The sequence below is a fragment of the Pseudarcicella hirudinis genome, from assembly GCF_900115665.1.
Taxonomy (GTDB): domain Bacteria; phylum Bacteroidota; class Bacteroidia; order Cytophagales; family Spirosomataceae; genus Pseudarcicella; species Pseudarcicella hirudinis.
Window position 1 is genome coordinate 126,154 of record NZ_FOXH01000017.1, and the last position, 21,398, is coordinate 147,551.

A 21,398-nucleotide genomic window follows, 5' to 3' on the forward strand; every position below is an offset into this window, starting at 1 on the left:
AATAAAATACACTATTTTAAAACCTCATATACGAGCAGTTATTTATCGAAAAAAAAATTAGTACATTTTCCATTTTTTATTGGCTTTTAAGGTTTTTTGATATTTTTTTTATTTCAAAGACTTAGTTTTCCTAATATTCTTATCATTTCTTATCTTTCCTGTATAATAGCCGTTAATATATGAAATACCTCTACGTCGTTATAATATCCTTACTTGGTTTAATCCCGCTTTCTGTCTCCGCCACACACATTGTCGGGGGTGAAATACAAATGGAACCTGTCTCCAATCAGGCTCCTTTTACTCATCTGTTAACGCTAAACCTCTATTTTGATGATATAAATGGTAATGTTCAGGCCATGGATCAGATGATCCGGCTCGCGGTTTACCGCAAAAAAGACAATTACTTCATGGGTTTTGCCGAATTACCGATTGTCAGCAATGCTATTATAGGTTACACCAACCCAAGCTGCGAACCCAATAATTCCATCAGAACCCGGCTGATTAAATACAGCAGACTCACCTCATTTCAGGAAGATCAGTTTGACGACCCCGGCGGGTATTATATTGTCTGGGAAAGATGTTGCAGAAATGCTATTATTACTAACATTGTTTCTCCCAATTCATCAGGCTCTGTATTTTACCTCGCTTTCCCGGCTTTAAGACAAAACGGTACAACTTTCAAAAACGCTTCTCCAAAATTTGTTAACCTGACCGGCGACTATATTTGCCGGGGTACACCATTTACCTTTGAATTTGGCGCTACCGATCCTGACGGAGATAGTCTGACCTATAAACTCGTGACGCCCTATAATGGCTTTACTTCTCCCCAATTACCTAATCCGGATATTCCGACAGGCAGCAGCTCCTATCCTGAAGTCCGCTGGGGTGCTGGTTACAGTCTGCAAAATATTATTCCCGGCCCCAAACCTCTCTCAGTCAATCCCAGAACCGGAAGACTCAGCGTAACAGCAAGTGAATTAGGACTTTATGTTTTTTGCGTTCTTACCGAAGAATTCAGAAACGGAAAGAAAATCGGAGAAGTCCGACGGGATTTTCAGTTAAAAGTAATTGATTGTATTGCCAATGCCAAACCTATGATCGGACTAAAAGAGCAGGGCAAAAATAATTTTTACAGAAGTACTGATGTTATTACAATTAAGAAAGCTGATAAAAAATGCCTGAATATTCTGGCAACGGATATCAATTTGGGACAATCAGTCAATGTGGTTCTCCAACCTGTGAATTTTAGCGGAAACAATTATACCATTACTCCGGGAGAAACCAGAATTAATTCCAGAGGAGATTCACTGAGGGCTCAGTTATGTTTGGGAGAATGTCTGGAAAGTTTTGATGGGAAACCGCTCATTTTTGATCTCATTGCTTCTGACAATGGCTGTCCTCAGCCACAATATGACACATTAAGGGTTCAGGTTTATGTGGAACCTCTTTCGAATAATAAGCCAAGTATTCTTACCGATTTACTGAAAAACTTTGCAGAAGTGCAAGCTGGTAAACAGATCAGATTTAATGTACTGGGAAAAGACCTGGATAATGATGAAATAACGGTTGAGGCAAGAGGCCGGGGATTTTCTTTAGCCGCATATGGTATGAATTTTAGTGGCGGAACAGCTACAGGCCTCTTTAATTCTCCTTTTACCTGGACTCCGGATTGCAACCAGATCAGAAAGGATGATTATATCGTTGATTTTTTCATTACTGACAAAAGATGTGGACGTATACAGAAGGACAGTGTAACTGTAACTTTAAAAGCTTTGCCAAGAACCAGTACACCTCCGACGGTAGTCACTACTCTTCTCAATTCCACCATAGAAATTGTACTGAACGGCACAGAAGAGCAACAGCTTAATTTTGACGTAATTGCAAATGATAGTGATAATGATCCTATTAAACTCTATGCACAAACCGTTGGTCCGGATTTTAAAAGTTTGGGCATTACCTGGTCTGCCAAAGATGGTGTTGGCAGGATAAATTCTCCTTTTGCCTGGAAAATTGATTGTAAGGCACTGTTAAATAAAGAGATACAAACACTGAAAATCAATTTTATTACGGAAGACAATTCCTGTCAGCCAAACAGATTCGATACTGTTGCAGTAAATATCACCTTGAAAAACAAGCTTTCTAATTTCGATTTTAAACCTGCCAACATTATCACGCCGAACGGAGACGGGAAAAATGACAATTTTACTATCGCTGAGATTCCCGAGGATAATTGTTTTGAAAAATTCGAAAGTATTGTCTTCTTTAATCGCTGGGGGCAGGAAGTATATCGGTCAATCGACCGGAATTTTAAATGGGAAGCTGAAGGTTTAGCAGTCGGCACGTATTATTATGCACTGAAATTCACCAAAAGAGAGTTCAAAGGCTGGGTTGAATTGTTAAGGTAGCATTTCAGACATGATTGACGCCGGAATTCCCGATCAGGAGACTTTCTCCTTCAACGGCCAGGTCTGTATTCGGGAATACGGATCTCGCTTCTGTTAAATGGTCATCAAGCACTTTGTAACGTGAAGAAAAATGGCCGATAATCAATTTCCCCACTTTGGCATCACGAGCCACCATTCCGGCCTGAAGTGCCGTTGAATGATTGGTATCGAATGCCCGCTGACTTAATTCATCCAGAAAGGTTGCTTCATAATAAAGCAAATCCACGCCTTTTACCTGATCGATAATCGGTCTGTGATATAGCGTATCCGAACAAAAAGCATAGCTGCGAGGCTTATTGGAAGATTCAGTAGTATAATCCTGGTTTTTGTACAAAATCTGTCCGTTTTCATCCAGAATATCATAACCGTCTTTCAATCTCTTCAGGTCTTCATAAGAAAGCCCGGCAGGGATAATTTCCTTGATAAGATTACGTTTTCTTTCTTTTTCACGAATGAGAAAACCACAGCAGGGAACCCGGTGAATAAGCGGAATGGTGTGAATGGTTACATGTTCATTTTCAAATAACTGATAAGATTTTTCTGTATCTGTTTCCGTAAAATGTATCTTAAACATCAATCTGGAATCAGAATATTTTAGCTGAATAGTAATAATCTCAGCCAGGCCTTCCGGACCGAAAATCCATAAATCATCTGTTCGCCTGTGAAGGTTAAATGTAGAAAGCAGGCCAATCAGTCCGAAGTAATGATCTCCGTGAAGGTGCGTAATAAAAATGTATTTGATTTTTGAGGGCCTTAATTTATAAGCCAGAAGCTGCAATTGAGTTCCTTCTCCGCAGTCAATAAGATACCCCTCCTGGTCAATTATTAAATGATGGGAAGTCGGGTGGCGATTTAAAACAGGTGTAGCAGAACCTGTACCAAGTATCGTAAGCTGAAAACTCAATTGTATAAGGGTTTTGTTTCTGAAAATCTATTCACGAAAGTACATGAATAAAACTATCAATTAATACTTTTAGTTTGGCAAAAGTAGTTTTGTTCATCTTATTTCACAAAAATAGTCAGCGGTTAGGCTGACCATTTTATTAATAAGAGCTGGTATTTTTTAATAATCGTCCTCGCTGGCACCTTCTCCTTCTCCGCCGAAGCCAAACTCATCTTCTTCTTCCTGAAAATCATTTTCAAGTTCATTGAGGAAAATAGCATCAATTGCTTCCTGAACCGTTGGCATAATAGTCAGGTCTTCAATTTTTGCATTGTCGAGGCGATCAATTATTTCTTCGTTTTTAGTCACTACCACAAATAGCCCTACTTCATTAAGACATATTTTATTGGCTTTTCTGATTGCAGCCACCCCATGGCCATCCAGCTCCTCTATTGCATTAAACTCAACAATCATGTTTCCGTAACCTTTTCTAAACAAACCTCTCACCACATCCTCAAATTCACCGGCATTATCTACGGTAAGAGCTGATTCATTCAGTTCAATGACAGCATATTGCTCGTTCTGTTCTAACTTAAAATTCATTGTGTTAATTCTGGCACTTCTAAAAATGCGCTAAATCTTTAGGGTTCAATTATCTGGTTTAATCATTAAGAGTTTTCATCAGGAACCGATGATTTTTCTTAAATCCTGAAATTCAAAATTAACGGTGTAGTTATCCGGATTTCAAATTAATAAATATTAGGTCAAAAATCCAATAGTCTATTTTTGCAAAAAAGATAAAACATTCTTTTCTACTCTTTCAAGAATATTTTCAGCCGAATTTTTTCCGAATTTTTTCCCGGTAACTTTTTCAAAAAGTTCTATATACCGCTCAGAAATCTGGCTTACCCACTCATCACTCATCACCGGAACTGTCTGGCCTTCTTTTCCCTGAAAGTTATTGGCAATTAGCCATTCTCTCACAAATTCCTTGGAAAGCTGCTTTTGTGTTTCGTTGGCAGCCTGGCGGTCTGCATAACCCTCTGCATAAAAATATCTTGAAGAATCAGGTGTGTGGATTTCATCGATAAGATAAATTTTCCCATCAATTTTGCCGAACTCATATTTGGTGTCTACCAGAATAAGTCCTTGTTCAGCAGCCATTTGAGTACCTCTTTCGAAAAGTGCCAGGGTGTATTTTTCCAACTGAATGTACTCTTCTTCAGAAACCAGACCTTTTGCTAAAATTTCCTCTCTTGAAATATCCTCATCATGCCCTTCATGCGCTTTGGTAGTTGGTGTGATAATCGGCTGCGGAAGTTTATCATTTTCTTTCAGGCCCTCAGGCAAGGTTACACCACACAACGTGCGAAGTCCTGACTTATAAGTTCTTGCGGCGTGGCCTGCGAGGTAACCTCTTACCACCATTTCTACCGGATAAGTTTCACACTTTAACCCTACACTTACATTGGGATCGGGTGTTGCTACCAACCAGTTCGGTACAATGTCTTTCGTGGCTTTCAGAAAATGCTCTGCAATCTGATTAAGTACTTGCCCTTTATAAGGAATCGCTCTTGGTAAAACTACGTCAAATGCTGAAATTCGGTCAGAGGCAACCATAACCAGCAGATTCTCAAAAGAATATACATCACGCACTTTTCCTTTATAAAATCCGACCTGGTCAGGAAAGCTAAAATTGGTTTCTTTTAAAGCGTTCATTTTTGTGTTGAAAATAATGGATATTCAGGATGAAAAACAAATAGTTTCATCCCGAATATCCATTATCTGTATAACTAAGTTTACATTTTTTCAATTACGATGGCGGAAGCGCCTCCTCCTCCGTTACAAACCCCGGCTACACCATATTTTCCGTCCTTATGATCCAGGACATTAATCAGGGTAGTTACGATTCTCGCACCGGAAGCTCCCAAAGGATGCCCCAAAGATACGGCTCCTCCGAAAATATTCATCTTTGCGTGTGAAATTTCCAATGTTTTTTCAAAAACCAATGGCACAACAGCAAAAGCTTCATTGATCTCAAAAGCATCAATCTGAAATTTTGAGAGTCCAGCCATCTGAAGAGCTTTTGGTACAGCAATGGTTGGGGCTGTGGTAAACCAGGCAGGTTCCTGCTCAGCATCAGCAAAACCAACAATTTTAGCGATTGGTCTGATTCCCAGCTTATCTGCTTTTCTTTTAGACATTAATACCAGGGCTGATGCTCCGTCATTAATTGTTGAAGAATTGGCAGCAGTTGCTGTTCCTTTTTTATCGAAAGCAGCTTTCAGCAAGGGTATTTTTTCAAATTTAACGTTTTTGTACTCCTCGTCCTCCGAAATTACCGTAACCTCACCCTTTTTATTCTTAACTTCTACCGGTACAATTTCTTTGGCAAAATGCCCGTTTGCCGTTGCAGCAGCAGCACGCTTGTAAGAATCAATGGCAAAATCATCCTGCGCCTGGCGGCTGATACCGAATTTACGGGCGGTATTATCAGAGAAAAAGCCCATGGCACACTGATCGTAGGCATCTAAAAGTCCATCTTTTTCTAAACCGTCTATCAAGGCTGAAGAACCGTATTTATATCCGAACCGTGCATTTGGAACATAAAAAGGAGCATTTGACATACTTTCCATTCCTCCGGCTACCACGATATCAGAAAGTCCTAACATGATACTCTGGGCTGCGTAAATGATTGCTTTCGCTCCTGAGGCGCAGACCTTATTGATGGTTGTACAGCGGGCTTCAGCCGCCAAACCTGCTCCTAAAGCTGCCTGTCTGGCTGGTGCCTGACCGACATTAGCGGAAACTACATTTCCCATCAACACTTCCTGCACATCTGATGGGTTTATCCCTGCCTTCTCAACAGCCCCACGAATCGCAATACTACCTAATTGAGTAGCAGTCAAACTTGATAAAACACCTCCAAAACTCCCAATGGGCGTGCGGACGGCAGATACTACATATACTTCTTGCATTATTTTAAGTTGGTCAATAATTTTATTTATTCGGCAATTATAATTTCCAGTTTACCACTTTTGTTTAATATCCGTGCCTTTATTTACTGTTTTCTGACGTTGCTGGATGTATTGTACTTCACTGTTTTTCATCGCATCCAAAATCATTCTGGCTTTTTCAGGTGTCAGATTATAGTCTTTTAAGGTCTTAAGCATATCCCGTTGAACGTCATTTTTCAGAACTTCCTGCTTATTTCTATGTTCAGATTGTTCCTGCTCAGGCTTTTCCGGACTCTTTTTATGCTGTTCTCTATTATTTTCAGATTTATCTGGTGCAGAATTAGTCTGGTTATCGTTCTGATTATATTTCTTTTTTAATAATTCATAATTAAATCTGGCTAAATCATTCTCAGGTTTAACGATAAGTGCCTTTTTAAACATTGCTAAAGCATTGGCACTATCTCCTTTCTGGCAGGCTATCATTCCAAGTTGCAGAAAAGTGGTTGAGGCAATTTTAGTATCGGGGAGGTTAGATAATTGCGTATATTTTTTAAAAGCGTTTAGTGTATCTTTAGCTTCATATAAGGCATGTGCAGTATTTAAAAGTACTTCAGGTGAGGTAAAAAACGAGTTTTGAGAGATTGTATTGTAATATTTACAGGCTAATTGATACTCATGCTTCCTGTAAGCTTCTGCGGCCTGTACTTTAGCCTGGTTTCTGGCAGTAACCTTTTCAAATGAAGCATTATCTAAAATCCACAACAATATATAAAACACAAAAAAATTCATCTTGTTTTGTTATAATTTCCGGAATTTCAGCTTGTCCCAATCTCTTTTTAACGCAAAATACTATAATTGAAAGGTTCTTACAGCAAAAAAAACATCAATGCACATCAAAAATAATGCAAAAATAAGAAAATAGAAGTATTTATTTGCAGTAACTAAAACCTCCTTCTGGTCAATAAGGTTATTGGAGATCTGTTCAATTCTGGCAATTAACTCCGTAAAATTATCCTGGGTGCTGTTTATTTCAAAATATTCCCCCCTTCCGTCAGAGGCAATTTTCTTCAAACTCTCACTTTCAAGTCTTGTAATAACGGTATTTCCCTCAGAATCTTTCAGATAAGTACTCCCGTTTCTGATCGCACTTCCATTCGTTGTTCCGATACCTACGGTAAAAACATTGATTCCTTTCTTTCTGAATTCAGCCATTACCGGGCTATTGTTTCCGCCAAAGTTCTCACCGTCACTGATGAGTACAAGTACTTTGGATTTATTACCTTCTTTTAGTCTCCTTGTCATCTTCTCCAGGGTAAGTTCCAGAGAAGCGGTAAAGTCAGTCCCCCCTTCCGGCAGCATCTTTGTGTTGATTTGAGGAATGAACAAATTAATAGCATCTTTATCAAAAGTCAGGGGTGATAACATAAACGCCCCTTCCGAAAAAACAATCAGACCGATTCTGTCTCCATGAAAATACTGGATCAGCCTGTTTATTTCAAACTTAGCTTTTTCCAGTCTGCTTGGCTGAATATCAGTTGCATCCATAGACCTTGACACATCGACCAGCAGAAAAATATCCTTTCCTTCAGCCTTGATAGTACCTTTTACATCCCCGAAAGAGGGGTCAAGTAAAGCCATTATCAACAAGGTAAAATAGATTCCTCTCAGGATCAGTTTAAGGATGCTCGACCGGGCTGTAGTCTTCAGCCTGCGGGCAATCCAGAAAACTCTTCCCAAATAAAGAACATATAATAAAACGAACAAAGCAATGAACCAATATTCGCTTTTCCCAAGATTCTGATTCCAGTTCATGAACTAAAATTGCTTAATTCAGCTAAAATTACCAAATTTCAAAATAGCAATTTCAAGGATAAATGGTCAGTAAAGCCTTTCGGTTACAGCTGCAAGATGTGTTTTTACCTTGATTTCTCAAAAATTCTCAATTAATATTTGTTAATTTTTTTTCAGACTTATCAAATTTCCTTGCCTTGAATTTTAAATAATTTTCCTGCTAAAACCAAATCAGTCCTGTTTTCTTCGCTAAAATCGTAAAGTCTGTATTCGAAATAACAGAGAGAAAATTGCTGTTTTTGAAAACTATTTTAAATCCTTACCTATCAATTCCTTAATTTTGCGGCTCGACAAATTTTTTAATAAATGGAAATTCTAAAAAGTAATCGCCTCGACGCTCTTCGGTACGACATTCGTGGCCCCGTTTATGAAAAAGCTTTGCAGCTGCAAAGCCAGGGCTACAAAATCACTTCCTTGAATATCGGCAATCCCGCGGCATTTGGTTTCGAAACACCAGATGAGATTATTCATGACATTATTATGAATATCAGAAACGCCCAGGGTTATGCTGACTCAAGAGGATTGTTTGCGGCCAGAAAAGCGGTTATGCAGTATTATCAGAGTCGTGGAGTCAGAAATACTCAGATTGAAGATGTCTTTATCGGAAATGGAGTATCTGAATTGATTGCTTTGACAATGACTGCGTTACTGAACAATGGAGATGAAATTCTGATTCCTTCACCGGATTATCCTCTCTGGACTACCTCTGTAGGTCTGGCAGGAGGAACACCTGTACATTATATTTGTGACGAAGCATCAGACTGGAATCCTGATCTGGAAGATATTGAAGCAAAAATCACTAAAAAAACCCGTGGAATTGTCTTAATCAATCCTAATAATCCGACCGGAGCGGTCTATGAAAAGGAAATTGTAGAGAAAATTGTCCGCCTGGCTGAGAAATATAAACTCATTGTTTTTGCAGATGAAATCTATGACAAGATTCTCTTCGACGGAGCAGTTCATCATACTACCGCCGGCATGTCAGAAGAAACACTGATCGTTACCATGGGCGGGATGTCTAAAAATTATCGTGCAGCTGGTTTCAGAGGAGGATGGATGATTTTAACAGGGGCAAAACACAAAGCTAAATCATATATTGAAGGACTTAGTTTTATGGCCAGTATGCGTTTGTGTGCGAACGTAATTACCCAGTATGGTATCCAGACTGCTTTGGGAGGCTATCAGTCTATCAATGACCTGGTTGTGCCGACCGGCCGTTTATACAAACAAATGCAGCTTTCTTATGACAAACTGGTTGCTATTCCGGGTGTCAGTTGCGTAAAACCAAAAGGTGCCATGTATCTGTTTCCGAAAATTGATCTGAAAGAGTTCAATTTTAAAAATGACGGAGATTTTGTTTTGAGTTTACTGGAAGATCAAAGAATCCTGGTTGTAGCTGGTCAGGGCTTTAATTATAAGTCACCCGACCACTTCAGAGTGGTTTTTCTGCCTCATCTGGAACAATTGAATCTGGCTATGGATAAAATTTCAATGCATTTTGAAAATTCTCGTAAAACACGTGTAAAAGTTTAGTCAGAAAGTTTAAATTCGTAGCACAAGTATTTTCTTGTGCTACGAATTTTAAAAGCTGAACTCATCTGATAATGACCTTTGACGCATTCTCACTTAACTCGAAAAAGCAACGTCTTTTTATCATTCTATTTGGTATATTCCTTTCAAATGCAATTGTTGCTGAGATCATCGGCGTAAAAATCTTTTCTCTTGAAGCGCTTATCGGAGTTCCTCCGGCTCATATTCCCACTTTCTGGGGTGATACCTGGGACTTCAACCAAACTGCCGGAGCATTGAACTGGCCTTTTGTATTCATCACTTCTGACATTATCAATGAATATTTTGGTCAGAAGGGGGTGAAAAGAATTTCATTTATTACCGCAGGATTTATTGCCTATTGCTTCTTTATCATTTACCTGGCAACGGCACTTCCTCCGGCACAATTCTGGCTGGATATCAACAAAGGTTCCGACAATTTTAATATCAATATCGCTTTTGCCAAAATATTCCGTCAGGGTTTAGGAATTATAACCGGTTCACTTTCTGCTTTTATTTTGAGTCAGCTGATTGATACTTACATTTTCCATAGCCTTAAAAAAGTAACCGGAGCCAAGAAAATCTGGCTGAGAGCTACAGGTTCAACGCTTATTTCTCAATTGATTGATAGTTTTGTGGTAATCGGAATTGCCTTTTATGTTTTCGGAAACTGGACAGTAGCACAATGGTTTTCGGTTTCGCTGAACAATTACATTTATAAATTCACTGTGGCAATTGTTCTGACGCCACTTTTATATCTGGCGCATTACGTTATCGACCGCTATCTGGGAGAGGATCTTGCAGGGCAAATGGTTGAAGAAGCTATTTAGGAAATAAAAAAGGCTGTAAGATACCGGGTGTTTTTCCCCTGAGTCTTACAGCCTTTTCAGTACAGAACGGTCTATCTGGCGGTGTTTCTTCTTAAATTATCACAAATCACTGCCGTTGCTATGCCTGCATTTAATGATTCTGCTACACCGAAACGAGGAATGGTAATGCGATGTGTTACAAATCTGCCAACTTCCTCCGAAATGCCGTTGGATTCATTTCCCATGATAATATATCCTGATGCCGGAAAGCTAATCCGGTGTATATTCTCGCCTCCTAAAAATGCTCCGTAAATATTGATATCCTTTAACTTTCCCAAAAAATCAGTCAGATCCGTATAGAACATTGAAACCCTCGAAAATGAACCCATTGTAGCGGAAATCACTTTAGGATTATACATATCAACCGTGGAATTGGTACAAACGATTTTTGAAATGCCATACCAATCGGCAATTCTGATGATCGTACCCAGGTTTCCGGGATCACGGATATCATCCAGAATCAGAACAAATTCTCCCTCCTCCGCCAATAACTCCCTGTTTTCTTTCGTTTTCACCACAGCGACTGCGGCATTATTCGAGCTAAAAGAACCTACTTTCTCCAAATCATTTTGGTTTACTATTTCTGGGGCAAAGGGTTGCTTATCCCACAATAGATTATTTTCTTTGTAAAAGTCCTCAGAGACGTAAAGGTTTTGAACTTCAAAATCGGAATTTAACAGTTCGAGCACACTTTTTGCACCTTCTACGATAAATGCCTGATTTTCCTGACGTGTTTTTTTCAATTGCAGGGAATTGATATATTTTATCTGGTTTTTGGACAGCATTGCTTTAAATTATCATTTTAAAAACGGATTCCGGAATCCATAACTATTGCTCAATCTCATTGAAAATTAAAAAATATTACATACTTTTTTTCATTATTGCCACCATTCTTTCAGGTTGTGTGCCCTCTTCTCTCAAAAAGCGAACAGATCCGCTACTTTACTCGCAGTCTGTAAAAGGCAACAAAACCATAGAAAGTGAAAAATTAGCTGCCCTTCTTCCTCAAAAGCCTAACAAGCGTATTTTCATGACGCCGCTCAGCTTCAGCCTTTTCTGGTATCAGGCTGATTACGGCAGATATCTGAAAAAGAAACCTGTCTGGCAGCAGCAACTTGCAAAGTTAAACGAGGATTTCAACCAAAAGACTCTGGGAATGGATAATAATTCCGAAGTTTTTAAGAAAATTGAACGAAAGAAGGAAAAAAAGAGCCAGAAACTTACCAAACGCATTAATGAAGGGACTTGGGTGATGCGTACACTTGGTGAAGCACCTGTTTACTTTAATGAAAAAGAAGCACAGGATAACACCGAAAAAATGAGAAAATATCTGTTCAACAAAGGTTTCTTTAAAGCAAAAGTTTCTTTCAAAACCGATACCGTTTTTCTTAACCGTGTTTCTGTTACTTATAATATTACAGAAGGAAGTCCTTCGGTAATTGAAAAGAATGATTCTCTTTCTGTTCAGGACAGTACCATGAAGAATCTTCTGAAAACTAATATTTCAGACAGTAAACTGGCCAAAGGAGAACGTTTTGACCTTGAAAATTATAACGCTGAAAAAAACCGGATCGAAGCTCTGCTGAAAAACAACGGTTATTACCAGCTTACCAAAGATAATATCAGTCTGAGAATTGATGATACACGTGACACTACCGGGAAATTAGGAGTAATTACCTATATCCCTCATCCTGATCGTTCTCCCCGCAATCCTAATTACAAAAAACAATATAGTTTAAGTAAGATTCAGTTTGTTGTTGACGGAACCTCTCCCACAATTTCTGCACCTGTGGTTGATACTGTCAGATACAATAATATCGAATACCTTTTTATCAATAAACGCTATTCTACCAAACGCCTCGACTACAGAATTGATCTTCGCCCTGATCAGTTATATAGCCTTCAAAATGTTGTAAATACCCAAAAGAAGCTGTACGGACTGGATCAGTTTAAATTTGCCAATATCAACTTTGATACCACAAGAGGTTCTCTGAGAACTACTATTTACACCGTTCCGCTTGATAAATATCAGTTTACGGCAGAAGCAGGAGGAAGTATTTTTAAATTTGTACCGGGGCCATTTGGGAATGTTTCCCTGAGAATCAGGAATATTCTGGGTGGTCTGGAATCTCTTGAAACAAACTTCAGACTTGGTTATGAAGCGCAGGCTGGCTTTTTACAGACCGAGAGAGTTAGTCAGAATCTTGAAACCGGGGTCAATATGTCTCTGATTTTTCCGGAAATGCTGATTCCCCGGAAATGGGCAAGACAATTCGAGAATTTTAACCCGAGAACGCAGTTAGGGATTGGTTTTGACTATACAGGAAGACCAGAATATAACCGGGCGAATTTCAAGATTAATACCAATTATTCATGGAGGCCTGGTCCGAATAAATTCTTTCAGGTCTCTGTTTTTGATATCAACCTGATTAATACCATTTATCCCGACAATCAGCTTTCAAGAGATTTCAGACAATATCTTGAACAATTGAAGCTGATCGGAAATAACCTTTACCGAAGTTTCCAGCAATCTTTTGTTTCAAGTATCAGTGGATCATATACTTATACAGATAATCCTTACGGACAAACTCCGAAAGGCAAATACTTCAAGATTTTTGTAGAATCCGGAGGAACGACCCTCAACCTTTTCGGCAATAATGGTTTCCATTTTCTGAAAACCCTGCTGAGAACAGATACGCTTCAGTTTTATAAGTTTTTCAAAGTCAGTGCAGATTTCAGGAAATATATTCCATTAGGTGTTTCTAATAAAGCGGTACTGGCCTATCGCATTAATACGGGCGTGGCTTATGCCTACGGACAGGCTGGCGAGCGCGAACTGCCATATGAAAAGAACTTCTTTATTGGTGGTCCGAACAGTGTGAGAGCCTGGAAACCAAGAAGACTGGGAACAGGTTCTTATGCAGGAAATGTCGATTATAAATTTGAGCAACCTGGAAGTATTTTGCTTGAAACCAGTGCCGAGTTAAGATTTAAAATACTGAGACTTTACGGAGATCTGAACGGTGCCTTTTTCGTAGATGCCGGGAATGTCTGGACATTCAGCAACCAAAGTACGACAGACAGACAGGGAAGCGATTTCAATTTCAACCGTTTTTATAAAGAAATTGCCGTCGGAACAGGTTTTGGGGTCAGATATGATTTTAATTTCTTTATCATTCGTTTTGACGCCGCTATTAAGGTCCTTGAACCTTCACAACCGGAAGGGCAACGATATGTACTTGACAAGGCTTTCAAGAATACGGCCTATTCAGGAGAACTGAATATTGCCATTGGTTATCCGTTCTAGGCTTTCTGCTAAAATCCGGCTGTTTTCTCAAATTTCATCAATCATCATCAACAGAACTACACATGAGAATTTCAAGACTTTTTAAAGAATTTTTCGAAAGCGAAAAGGCCTCAGGTTTAGTTCTGATGGTCTGCACTGTTTTTTCGCTGGTTATAGCCAACTCCCCTTTGGGTGAAAAATATATCCATCTCTGGCATTTGCCACTTGCCGGCGAACCACTGGAGTTCTGGATCAATGATGCGCTGATGACCATTTTCTTCTTATTGGTAGGACTTGAAATTGAAAGAGAAATCTACATCGGAGAATTATCAAATCCTAAAAATGCTGTTTTGCCTGTTCTGGCTGCTTTGGGTGGGATGATGTTTCCGGCTCTTATTCACTGGTTCTTCAACAACGGCACTGCTACAGCTTCCGGTGTCGGAATTCCTACTGCGACAGATATTGCATTTTCTTTAGGAATTTTGTCTTTATTGGGCAACAGGATTCCGGTTTCTCTTAAGATTTTCCTGACTGCCCTTGCCATCATTGACGACCTTGGCGCAATCGTCGTAATCGCCTTATTCTACTCAAAAGGATTTGATTTTTATTATTTCCTGGCAGCTTTGGGCATTTTTGGATTTATGATTGTGCTGAATCGCCTCAAAGTTTATAAAATCCGGATTTACCTGATTCTTGGTGCCATCATGTGGTATTGCGTGCTTCATTCAGGAATCCATGCCACAATAACCGGGGTTTTACTGGCCTTTGCTATTCCTTTCGGGAATGGCGATAAACACTCTCCTTCTTATCATTTACAGCATCTTTTGCATAAACCTGTAGCATTTTTAATTCTGCCGGTCTTTGCCCTTGCCAATACCGGAATTATCTTTTCAAGCGGCTGGACAGAACAGATTTTCAGTACCAATAGCCTAGGGATTATTTTAGGACTTGTTTTAGGAAAACCAATCGGAATTTTTCTTTTTACCTCGATTGCCATTATTGCAGGCTGGTCAGCTTTACCCGAAAACACGAAAAGAATTCACATTCTGGGTGCAGGATTTCTGGCAGGAATTGGGTTTACCATGTCAATTTTTATTACCCTTTTAGCTTTTCCGGAAAAAGAAGAATTAATTGTAGGCTCAAAAATAGCTATTCTGCTTGCTTCTTTAGTGGCAGGAATAATCGGTTTTATTATTTTGAAAATGATTAAGCCCGTAATTGAACCGGAAGAAATTATAGAAGACTGAAAATTTTACCTTCTGAGGGTTTTCTATAGATTTTTACCTTTTTCAGACACAGCATAACTTCTGACGAAGATTCTTTCAATGAATTTCTCCTGTCAATTCATAAATACTTCAATGTTCAGAAAGATTTTCTCGGACAGACTATACAATAATCTCTTGACAAATGCCTGACTTAAAGATACTTTTACGAAAAACTAAATCTCAAAGCCATGAAAATAATTGTAATTGGTGCTTCGGGCACATTAGGTAAAAAAGTTGTCGAAGCTTTCGAAAAAGACCACGAAGTTATCAAAGCGGGTTCCAAAAGCGGGGACTTCCATGTTGATATTTCTTCAACCAATTCTATTCATGATTTTTTCAGGCATATTGGCACATTTGATGCACTCATAAGCACTACTGGAAACGGTCATTTCGGGCCGATTGCCAAAATGACCGACAAAGATTTCAGAGTAGGAATCGACAGTAAATTATTAGGACAAGTCAATCTGGTACTTATAGGCCAGCATTATATCAGTGAAGGTGGTTCATTTACCCTTACTTCCGGGATTATTTGTGATGAACCCATTTTAAACGGATTGAATTTAAGCACTGTTAATGCGGGAATTAACGCCTTCGTAGCAGCCGCAGCGATCGAACTGCATAACGGTGTCAGGATTAATGCCGTTTGCCCTTCGGTAGTAGAAGATTCTCCGGCTTATTTCCCCTCTTTTCCGGGTTATATTCCGGTCTCAATGGAACGTGTGAAAGCTGCCTATGTGCAAAGCGTGTTAGGTGCAAGGACCGGACAGGTTTTCAAAGTATATTAAAATCATAAAGGTAGTCACTGTCCTAAAGTCAATGACTACCTTATTATTTGTGGAAAATTTCAAATTCGCAGGGTAATTTCAGGAATGAAGCATATTGTTCTACCGCTTTCTCAAGGGCTTTTTCTGCTTTTTTACCGAGGATTTCAAACGGAAATACTTCAATCTTAACCTTATTTTTCCCTATCTCTCTCCGCCATGTTCCAGCCACTTTCTCATTCAGAATAAACGTCGGGCTAAATCCGTTTCCCGGCTCTACTGCTTTCCGGTAAGCCGGATCAAGAATCATTGATCGGTCTTTATATCCTAAAAAATATTCGTCATAAGGTGGAAGCAGGAAAACAGACTGGTCTTTTATCTTTTCTAAAGAAACACTTTCTGTAAACCAATAACGCTGTCCGTCAATATTCACAAACCGAAGGGACTTTCCGGCATTTTCCAAACCAATTTTTGCTTCAGTAACTGAAAGCCCCGACCACCAGACAAAATCCTGCAAAGTAGCCGGTCCATGACTCTGAAAATACCGGAGTGCCAGCGCAGTCAAAGCCTCCTCGGTTGTCATTGTTGTTTTTACAGAAATCCATTCGTCGAGAAGGGCGTATGTCATTTGCTTTCCGCTGAAATTACCCATGCAAAGCAAACCACTGAATCCGGCAAAATATAATATATCCGAACCTTTTTCTCCTTTTGCAGAAATTCCCTGATGCTCGAGTGCATCAAATAATTCTTTTCTGCTGAGCTGTTTTCCTCCACTGAGAATTTCGATGAATATCTGTGTGATTTTATGGAAAACGGCTTCTGAAAAGCCCGATTTAAGAAAAGCATTATGATGTTTAGCCAAAAGTCTCGGACCAATAAGCTGGTTCATCCAGCCCGCATCAGAAGCTGAAACTAAATGCAGGGTACCACGTAAGAGCCAGGTTCTGACAATTTTCCGCTGATTTACAGCCTTTTCTACCTCCTGCTCATCGGTATTGGCCAACCTCATTCCTACAGCCCATCTTGAAGCAGCATAATCCTGAGCCTGAACCGCTCCCATCCACTCAACCAGGTCAGGAAGATTATTGAAATGATGCCGGATTATTTGCTGATTAATTAATCGCAGGTTTCTGATTTCTGAAGAGGTCATCAGATTTAGAATTTAGAAAGGCTGGGGTAATAAAATCCAAGATAATTTCCGGAAAATATTATTCTTCAATTGCCAGCAAAAGTGCTGTGAAGTTTTCTTTTGATTCTCTTATCTGAATAGTGTACTGATGTTTTCCGGATTTTTCCTCAAGACCCAGATCTTCCAGAACGGATAACTCAATTCCCTCATTCAACTTTGAGATTTTATCGGTAGAAAACTGAAAAGTCTGTCCGTCTTCTTTCAGGAAAATATGCAGATCAAAGGTATTTTTCTTCAAGTCTACATTAAATGCAACCCCGAACGTATTGAAGAATTGATCGGTTATTGGTCCTTCTTTCATTTTACTAAAACAATTATTTTAAATACGGCTGCAAATTACATTCAAAAACGGGATTCAATACTGCTCTTTCACAAAAACTTCCCGACGATTGAATCCCGAAATCAAATTAAAGCGCTCTGTCTGCACTTTGCCGTTCAACCATCCATCCCGGATATTCTCTTGGTAAAGCGCTTACCTCATCTATTTTAGCAAGATCCGCCCCGGATAATTTAAACTCAGTTGCCGCGATATTATCAAGCAACTGTTCCGGCGTTTTTGCCCCGATAATGGTACTGGTAACCAAAGGATTCTGAATAACCCACGACAAGGCGATTCTTGCTACTGAAACATCATTTGCCGCAGCAATTTCCTGCATAACATCAATAATGTCATAGGCTTTCTCCTTGTTGATCGGAGGAAAATCGAAATTATCTCTGCGGCTGTTTCCGGCCTTTTCTATATCTCTCGAATATTTACCCGACAGGAAACCGCCAGCCAGCGGACTCCAGGGCATGAATCCTAATTTTTCTCCGGCAGCAAAAGGCAATACTTCACGTTCCACATCTCTCCCTGCTACTGAATAATAATATTGCATGGCATCAAATTTCACCCATCCATTCTTTTCTGCAATTCCGTTTGCTTTCATCACAACCCATGCCGGAACATTACAAACGCCTAAATAACGGACTTTCCCGGCCTGTACCACTTCATTTAATCCGCGCATGGTTTCTTCAATAGGTGTAAGCGGGTCAAAACCATGAATATACAATACATCAAGATGCGACAAATTCAAACGTGTCAGACTCTCATTAACAGAACGATGAATGTGCAAACGGCTTAATCCTACATTATTTTTACTCTCAGGATCCATCCTTCCCCGAACTTTGGAAGCGATAATTAATTCATCCCGGTTTAATCCCAGAGATTTAATGGCATTTCCCAATAAGGTTTCCGACTCTCCAAAAGAATAAATATTGGCCGTGTCAATAAAATTGATCCCATTGTCAACAGATACCTTAATCAACTCCGTGGCGTGTTCCTGAGCCAGATCGCCGATATTACTCCAATAACCTTTACCACCAAAAGTCATTGTTCCGAAACATAATTCAGAAACAAGTACTCCGGTGTTTCCCAGCAGATTGTATTTCATGTTTTTAATATTTTAGTTTAGCAGAATTTATAACAGGAAGAGAGATCCCCTTTGAGGATAACAAGCAAAGGATGAAAAAGGGTTTCTCCAAAATATTAATTTATGATTATTAATTCATTCAATGGCTTTTCTTATTCTCTCTTTTCTTTTATTTCCTGTAATTTTATCCGGAATATTATTCATCAATTTATCCTGAAAACTAACATTTACCGTCCATTCCAATGCAAATTCCGTTTAAATACATCTGTCTGTTTATCACACTGATTTTGATTATCCCTCCGGCAAAATCACAGGATATCTCTCAGAAAATCGTTGAAAACCGCTCAAATTCAAAGGAACAGCAACAAAAGCCTTATGTTATATTAATCTCGGCTGATGGTTTCAGGCATGATTTTGCAGATAAATATCAGGCTGCCAATCTTATCCAGCTGAGAAGTCAGGGTGTAACGGCGTCTTCCATGAAACCATCCTTTCCTTCACTTACTTTTCCCAATCATTATACCCTGGTTACAGGCTTATCCCCTGCTCATCATGGTTTGGTTGATAATGCTTTCTACGATAAAAACAGAAAGGAAGGCTACGGAATGAGCAATAAAAAAGCGGTCTCTGACGGCTCATGGTATGGCGGGACTCCTCTATGGGTTTTAGCTGAAAAGCAGCAAATGCTGAGTGCAAGCTTTTATTGGGTTGCTTCTGAAAGTGCTATTCAGGGAACTTATCCGAGCTATTATTACAACTACAATGATAAAATTGACATTGATACCCGCATCCAGACAGTAAAAGACTGGTTGCAATTGCCGGAAGAAAAAAGACCGCATTTTATTACTTTTTATTTCCCGGAAGTAGACCATGAGGCACATATGCATGGCCCTGATTCTCAGGAAACTGCAAAAGCGGTACAATTTGTTGACAACAGTATCGGGAAGCTGGTTACGGCCTTAAACGAACTTCATCTTCCGGTAAACTATGTTTTTGTCGCAGATCATGGGATGACCGCCGTAGATTACGAACATACCATGCGGCTTCCGGCTGCGGTTGACACAGCCAGATTTATTATTCCGAGAGGAGATGCTTTATTACATCTTTATGCCAAAAACCCGGAAGATATCCTTCCTACTTATAAAGCCCTGAAAAATGAAGCGAAGGATTTTGATGTTTACCTTAGTACTGAAGTGCCTGACCGCTGGCATTATGGCAAAAAAGATGATAAATTCGATAGGATCGGTGATATGATTCTGGTGCCGCATTTACCCAGAATATTCAGTTTATCCGGAAAACCAACTACGCCCGGAAAACATGGTTTCGATCCTGAAATCAAAGATATGCACGCTACTTTTTATAGCTGGGGGCCAGCATTCAAACAAAACTATACGATCGGGACATTTGAAAACATTCATGTTTATCCCTTGATTGCAAAAATACTGGGACTTAGCTATGACCCGGCCAGTATCGATGGGAAACCGGAAGTTTTGCAGGAAATCCTGAAATAACTTATCGATTTTATTAAAAAAATGGAGGCTAAGCAATTATCCTCCATTTTTAGTCTGACATTTCTCTTACTTCTGCATAACCGTCAAATTCGTAAATCGGACAGGTTTTTGCTATTTCTGCCGCCTCTTCCAAATCTTCCGCTTTCAGCAGCAAAAAACCTCCGACAATCTCCGTTCCAACTGTATGAATTTCATCTGCTATCTCAGAATGAACACCTCTGATAATTTTTCCATTTAATGTTAAACCGCTTCCCCCGGCAATTTTGCCTTCCTTTCCATACTTTTCAAACCAATTTTTCCAGTTAAGCTGATGCCTTGAATTCTCTTCTTCCGAATGTGTAATTGTTCTTCCATCCGGTTCCCGGAAGATTACTAAAAAGTTTTTCATGGTCAATGAAGTTTCAGGCACAAAATGATTTAGTTATTTGCAGGTTTATTTAGTTTCATCAGCAGATAAGTATCTGACTAAATGGAGCTTAGAAATTTATTGACCGAAGAGAAATACACCTCAGGATTGTCCAGCCAGCCATAATGAACACATTTATCCATCAGAACAACTTTAGAGTTTTTAAGAACTTTATGTGCCTTTTCTGCCAGCTTTTCTGAAACAATATCTTGTTTTCCCTGAATAATCAGGACAGGTTTATTAAAAGAAAGCAATCCTTTTTCGCAATTAAACTTAATATTTTGCAGATTTTGCCATACAAGTCCCGTAATTCGTGAATTACTCTGCGTAAGCCTTTCAGCGATAACCGGTATGTTCTTTTTATCGTAGACATAGGCAGGGGCCAATGCCAGTCCTCTTCTCAGCCTGGCATGATAACTGGTATCTCCTTCCTCAATTTTTGCCGACCAATATGCCAGAGAATCTTGTTCCTGCCTGCTGAGTTTTTCCGCAATAAAACCACCGCCACCGGCAAGCAAATCCAGGTCAATCCCGCCTGAAGAAGACAGAATCAGAGCACTGATATGTTCGGGAAATTTTGTAGCATAATATGAGGCCAGCATTCCCCCGAAAGAATGGCCTAAGATTGTCCATTTATCAATCCTGAGAGATTTCCTTAATCTTTCCAGATCATCAACCATCAGATCCACCGTCATATTCGAACTGTTTAGCTCCTTCATTACGGATCTTCCCGTACCTCTTTGGTCATAAATAATTGTTCGGTTGTTTGCAGACAATTTTCTGGCAATTTCTACAAATCCGTCACTATTCATTCCGGGTCCTCCATTGATAATCAGTAAAGGATCCCCTTTACCATATGTTCTGTAAAATGTCTTAAAATCTCCATTGTCAACATATCCTTCCTGTTGTGCAAAAGCACATAGCTGTACGATTAGCAGGAAAGCAGCAGTCATTAATTTTTTCATAACTTAACGGGGCTTTTATTTCTGTTTGCAATAGGTAAAATTATAGGAAATATT

19 protein-coding genes are annotated in these 21,398 nt (G+C 39.4%); 7 read left to right on the top strand and 12 right to left on the bottom strand.

Annotation, left to right across the window (positions count from 1 at the left end):
• The first annotated feature begins 179 nt into the window (after window positions 1–179).
• A complete protein-coding gene (locus BM179_RS22070; RefSeq protein ID WP_092019346.1) occupies window positions 180–2,405 on the top strand; it encodes a T9SS type B sorting domain-containing protein in 2,226 nt (741 codons plus the stop codon).
• 4 nt (window positions 2,406–2,409) lie between these two features.
• Here BM179_RS22070 and BM179_RS22075 read toward each other — a convergent pair whose 3' ends face one another.
• From BM179_RS22075 to BM179_RS22100, 6 genes are all read right to left on the bottom strand, one after another.
• Entirely contained in the window at window positions 2,410–3,348 is a 939-nt protein-coding gene (locus BM179_RS22075; protein ID WP_092019347.1) for a ribonuclease Z, read from the bottom strand.
• A 159-nt stretch (window positions 3,349–3,507) separates the two neighbouring features.
• Window positions 3,508–3,930 (bottom strand): STAS domain-containing protein, encoded by a 423-nt coding sequence (locus BM179_RS22080; RefSeq protein WP_092019348.1) that lies wholly within the window; start codon window positions 3,928–3,930, stop codon window positions 3,508–3,510.
• A gap of 177 nt (window positions 3,931–4,107) precedes the next feature.
• Complete coding sequence (locus BM179_RS22085) at window positions 4,108–5,046, bottom strand: phosphoribosylaminoimidazolesuccinocarboxamide synthase (RefSeq protein ID WP_092019349.1); 939 nt, start codon at window positions 5,044–5,046, stop codon at window positions 4,108–4,110.
• 80 nt (window positions 5,047–5,126) lie between these two features.
• Entirely contained in the window at window positions 5,127–6,305 is a 1,179-nt protein-coding gene (locus tag BM179_RS22090) for an acetyl-CoA C-acyltransferase (RefSeq protein ID WP_092019350.1), read from the bottom strand.
• Between the two features lie 51 nt (window positions 6,306–6,356).
• A complete protein-coding gene (locus BM179_RS22095; RefSeq protein WP_092019351.1) occupies window positions 6,357–7,073 on the bottom strand; it encodes a tetratricopeptide repeat protein in 717 nt (238 codons plus the stop codon).
• Between the two features lie 60 nt (window positions 7,074–7,133).
• Window positions 7,134–8,096 carry a vWA domain-containing protein gene (locus BM179_RS22100; protein WP_092019352.1) on the bottom strand — a complete coding sequence of 321 codons (963 nt, stop codon included), beginning with the start codon at window positions 8,094–8,096 and terminating at the stop codon, window positions 7,134–7,136.
• Between the two features lie 345 nt (window positions 8,097–8,441).
• Between BM179_RS22100 and BM179_RS22105 the strand changes: the two genes are divergently transcribed.
• Window positions 8,442–9,668 carry a pyridoxal phosphate-dependent aminotransferase gene (locus tag BM179_RS22105; RefSeq protein ID WP_092019353.1) on the top strand — a complete coding sequence of 409 codons (1,227 nt, stop codon included), beginning with the start codon at window positions 8,442–8,444 and terminating at the stop codon, window positions 9,666–9,668.
• A gap of 71 nt (window positions 9,669–9,739) precedes the next feature.
• Window positions 9,740–10,513 (top strand): queuosine precursor transporter, encoded by a 774-nt coding sequence (locus BM179_RS22110; protein WP_092019354.1) that lies wholly within the window; start codon window positions 9,740–9,742, stop codon window positions 10,511–10,513.
• A 71-nt stretch (window positions 10,514–10,584) separates the two neighbouring features.
• Here BM179_RS22110 and BM179_RS22115 read toward each other — a convergent pair whose 3' ends face one another.
• Complete coding sequence (locus BM179_RS22115; protein ID WP_092019355.1) at window positions 10,585–11,337, bottom strand: TrmH family RNA methyltransferase; 753 nt, start codon at window positions 11,335–11,337, stop codon at window positions 10,585–10,587.
• Between the two features lie 59 nt (window positions 11,338–11,396).
• Here BM179_RS22115 and tamL point away from each other — a divergent pair, with 59 nt between their 5' ends.
• From tamL to BM179_RS22130, 3 genes are all read left to right on the top strand, one after another.
• Window positions 11,397–13,859, top strand: a complete 2,463-nt coding sequence (tamL, locus tag BM179_RS22120) for a translocation and assembly module lipoprotein TamL (RefSeq protein ID WP_092019356.1) — start codon at window positions 11,397–11,399, stop codon at window positions 13,857–13,859.
• Between the two features lie 62 nt (window positions 13,860–13,921).
• Window positions 13,922–15,085, top strand: coding sequence for a Na+/H+ antiporter NhaA (nhaA, locus tag BM179_RS22125; RefSeq protein WP_092019357.1), 1,164 nt, complete (start codon window positions 13,922–13,924; stop codon window positions 15,083–15,085).
• Between the two features lie 206 nt (window positions 15,086–15,291).
• Window positions 15,292–15,888 (top strand): short chain dehydrogenase, encoded by a 597-nt coding sequence (locus BM179_RS22130; protein ID WP_092019358.1) that lies wholly within the window; start codon window positions 15,292–15,294, stop codon window positions 15,886–15,888.
• A 43-nt stretch (window positions 15,889–15,931) separates the two neighbouring features.
• Here the strand turns inward: BM179_RS22130 and BM179_RS22135 are convergent, their stop codons facing one another.
• The 3 genes from BM179_RS22135 to BM179_RS22145 all read right to left on the bottom strand — a co-directional run bounded on the left by BM179_RS22135 (window position 15,932) and on the right by BM179_RS22145 (window position 18,483).
• Window positions 15,932–17,014: a winged helix DNA-binding domain-containing protein gene (locus tag BM179_RS22135; protein ID WP_092019359.1), complete on the bottom strand. Its 1,083-nt coding sequence runs from the start codon at window positions 17,012–17,014 to the stop codon at window positions 15,932–15,934.
• A gap of 58 nt (window positions 17,015–17,072) precedes the next feature.
• Window positions 17,073–17,354: a hypothetical protein gene (locus BM179_RS22140; RefSeq protein ID WP_092019360.1), complete on the bottom strand. Its 282-nt coding sequence runs from the start codon at window positions 17,352–17,354 to the stop codon at window positions 17,073–17,075.
• 106 nt (window positions 17,355–17,460) lie between these two features.
• A complete protein-coding gene (locus tag BM179_RS22145) occupies window positions 17,461–18,483 on the bottom strand; it encodes an aldo/keto reductase (protein WP_092019361.1) in 1,023 nt (340 codons plus the stop codon).
• A gap of 221 nt (window positions 18,484–18,704) precedes the next feature.
• Here BM179_RS22145 and BM179_RS22150 point away from each other — a divergent pair, with 221 nt between their 5' ends.
• Window positions 18,705–19,973: an alkaline phosphatase family protein gene (locus tag BM179_RS22150; RefSeq protein WP_092019362.1), complete on the top strand. Its 1,269-nt coding sequence runs from the start codon at window positions 18,705–18,707 to the stop codon at window positions 19,971–19,973.
• Between the two features lie 49 nt (window positions 19,974–20,022).
• On the opposite strand, the gene BM179_RS22155 is transcribed toward BM179_RS22150, so the two are convergent.
• On the bottom strand, window positions 20,023–20,361 hold the full coding sequence (locus BM179_RS22155; RefSeq protein ID WP_092019363.1) for a YciI family protein: 339 nt from the start codon (window positions 20,359–20,361) through the stop codon (window positions 20,023–20,025).
• Window positions 20,362–20,438: 77 nt separating this feature from the next.
• Window positions 20,439–21,344, bottom strand: a complete 906-nt coding sequence (locus tag BM179_RS22160) for an alpha/beta fold hydrolase (RefSeq protein ID WP_092019364.1) — start codon at window positions 21,342–21,344, stop codon at window positions 20,439–20,441.
• Window positions 21,345–21,398: the final 54 nt, after the last annotated feature.

What these genes read in the sequence shown, in the direction of transcription:
- BM179_RS22100 (WP_092019352.1), bottom strand. Translation starts at nt 8,096, where the DNA reads ATGAACTGGAATCAGAATCTTGGGAAAAGCGAATATTGGTTCATTGCT.
- BM179_RS22110 (WP_092019354.1), top strand. Translation starts at nt 9,740, where the DNA reads ATGACCTTTGACGCATTCTCACTTAACTCGAAAAAGCAACGTCTTTTT.
- BM179_RS22080 (WP_092019348.1), bottom strand. Translation starts at nt 3,930, where the DNA reads ATGAATTTTAAGTTAGAACAGAACGAGCAATATGCTGTCATTGAACTG.
- BM179_RS22135 (WP_092019359.1), bottom strand. Translation starts at nt 17,014, where the DNA reads ATGACCTCTTCAGAAATCAGAAACCTGCGATTAATTAATCAGCAAATA.
- BM179_RS22160 (WP_092019364.1), bottom strand. Translation starts at nt 21,344, where the DNA reads ATGAAAAAATTAATGACTGCTGCTTTCCTGCTAATCGTACAGCTATGT.
- BM179_RS22140 (WP_092019360.1), bottom strand. Translation starts at nt 17,354, where the DNA reads ATGAAAGAAGGACCAATAACCGATCAATTCTTCAATACGTTCGGGGTT.
- BM179_RS22070 (WP_092019346.1), top strand. Translation starts at nt 180, where the DNA reads ATGAAATACCTCTACGTCGTTATAATATCCTTACTTGGTTTAATCCCG.
- BM179_RS22130 (WP_092019358.1), top strand. Translation starts at nt 15,292, where the DNA reads ATGAAAATAATTGTAATTGGTGCTTCGGGCACATTAGGTAAAAAAGTT.
- BM179_RS22150 (WP_092019362.1), top strand. Translation starts at nt 18,705, where the DNA reads ATGCAAATTCCGTTTAAATACATCTGTCTGTTTATCACACTGATTTTG.
- BM179_RS22155 (WP_092019363.1), bottom strand. Translation starts at nt 20,361, where the DNA reads ATGAAAAACTTTTTAGTAATCTTCCGGGAACCGGATGGAAGAACAATT.
- BM179_RS22145 (WP_092019361.1), bottom strand. Translation starts at nt 18,483, where the DNA reads ATGAAATACAATCTGCTGGGAAACACCGGAGTACTTGTTTCTGAATTA.
- nhaA (WP_092019357.1), top strand. Translation starts at nt 13,922, where the DNA reads ATGAGAATTTCAAGACTTTTTAAAGAATTTTTCGAAAGCGAAAAGGCC.
- BM179_RS22090 (WP_092019350.1), bottom strand. Translation starts at nt 6,305, where the DNA reads ATGCAAGAAGTATATGTAGTATCTGCCGTCCGCACGCCCATTGGGAGT.
- BM179_RS22085 (WP_092019349.1), bottom strand. Translation starts at nt 5,046, where the DNA reads ATGAACGCTTTAAAAGAAACCAATTTTAGCTTTCCTGACCAGGTCGGA.
- BM179_RS22105 (WP_092019353.1), top strand. Translation starts at nt 8,442, where the DNA reads ATGGAAATTCTAAAAAGTAATCGCCTCGACGCTCTTCGGTACGACATT.
- BM179_RS22095 (WP_092019351.1), bottom strand. Translation starts at nt 7,073, where the DNA reads ATGAATTTTTTTGTGTTTTATATATTGTTGTGGATTTTAGATAATGCT.
- BM179_RS22115 (WP_092019355.1), bottom strand. Translation starts at nt 11,337, where the DNA reads ATGCTGTCCAAAAACCAGATAAAATATATCAATTCCCTGCAATTGAAA.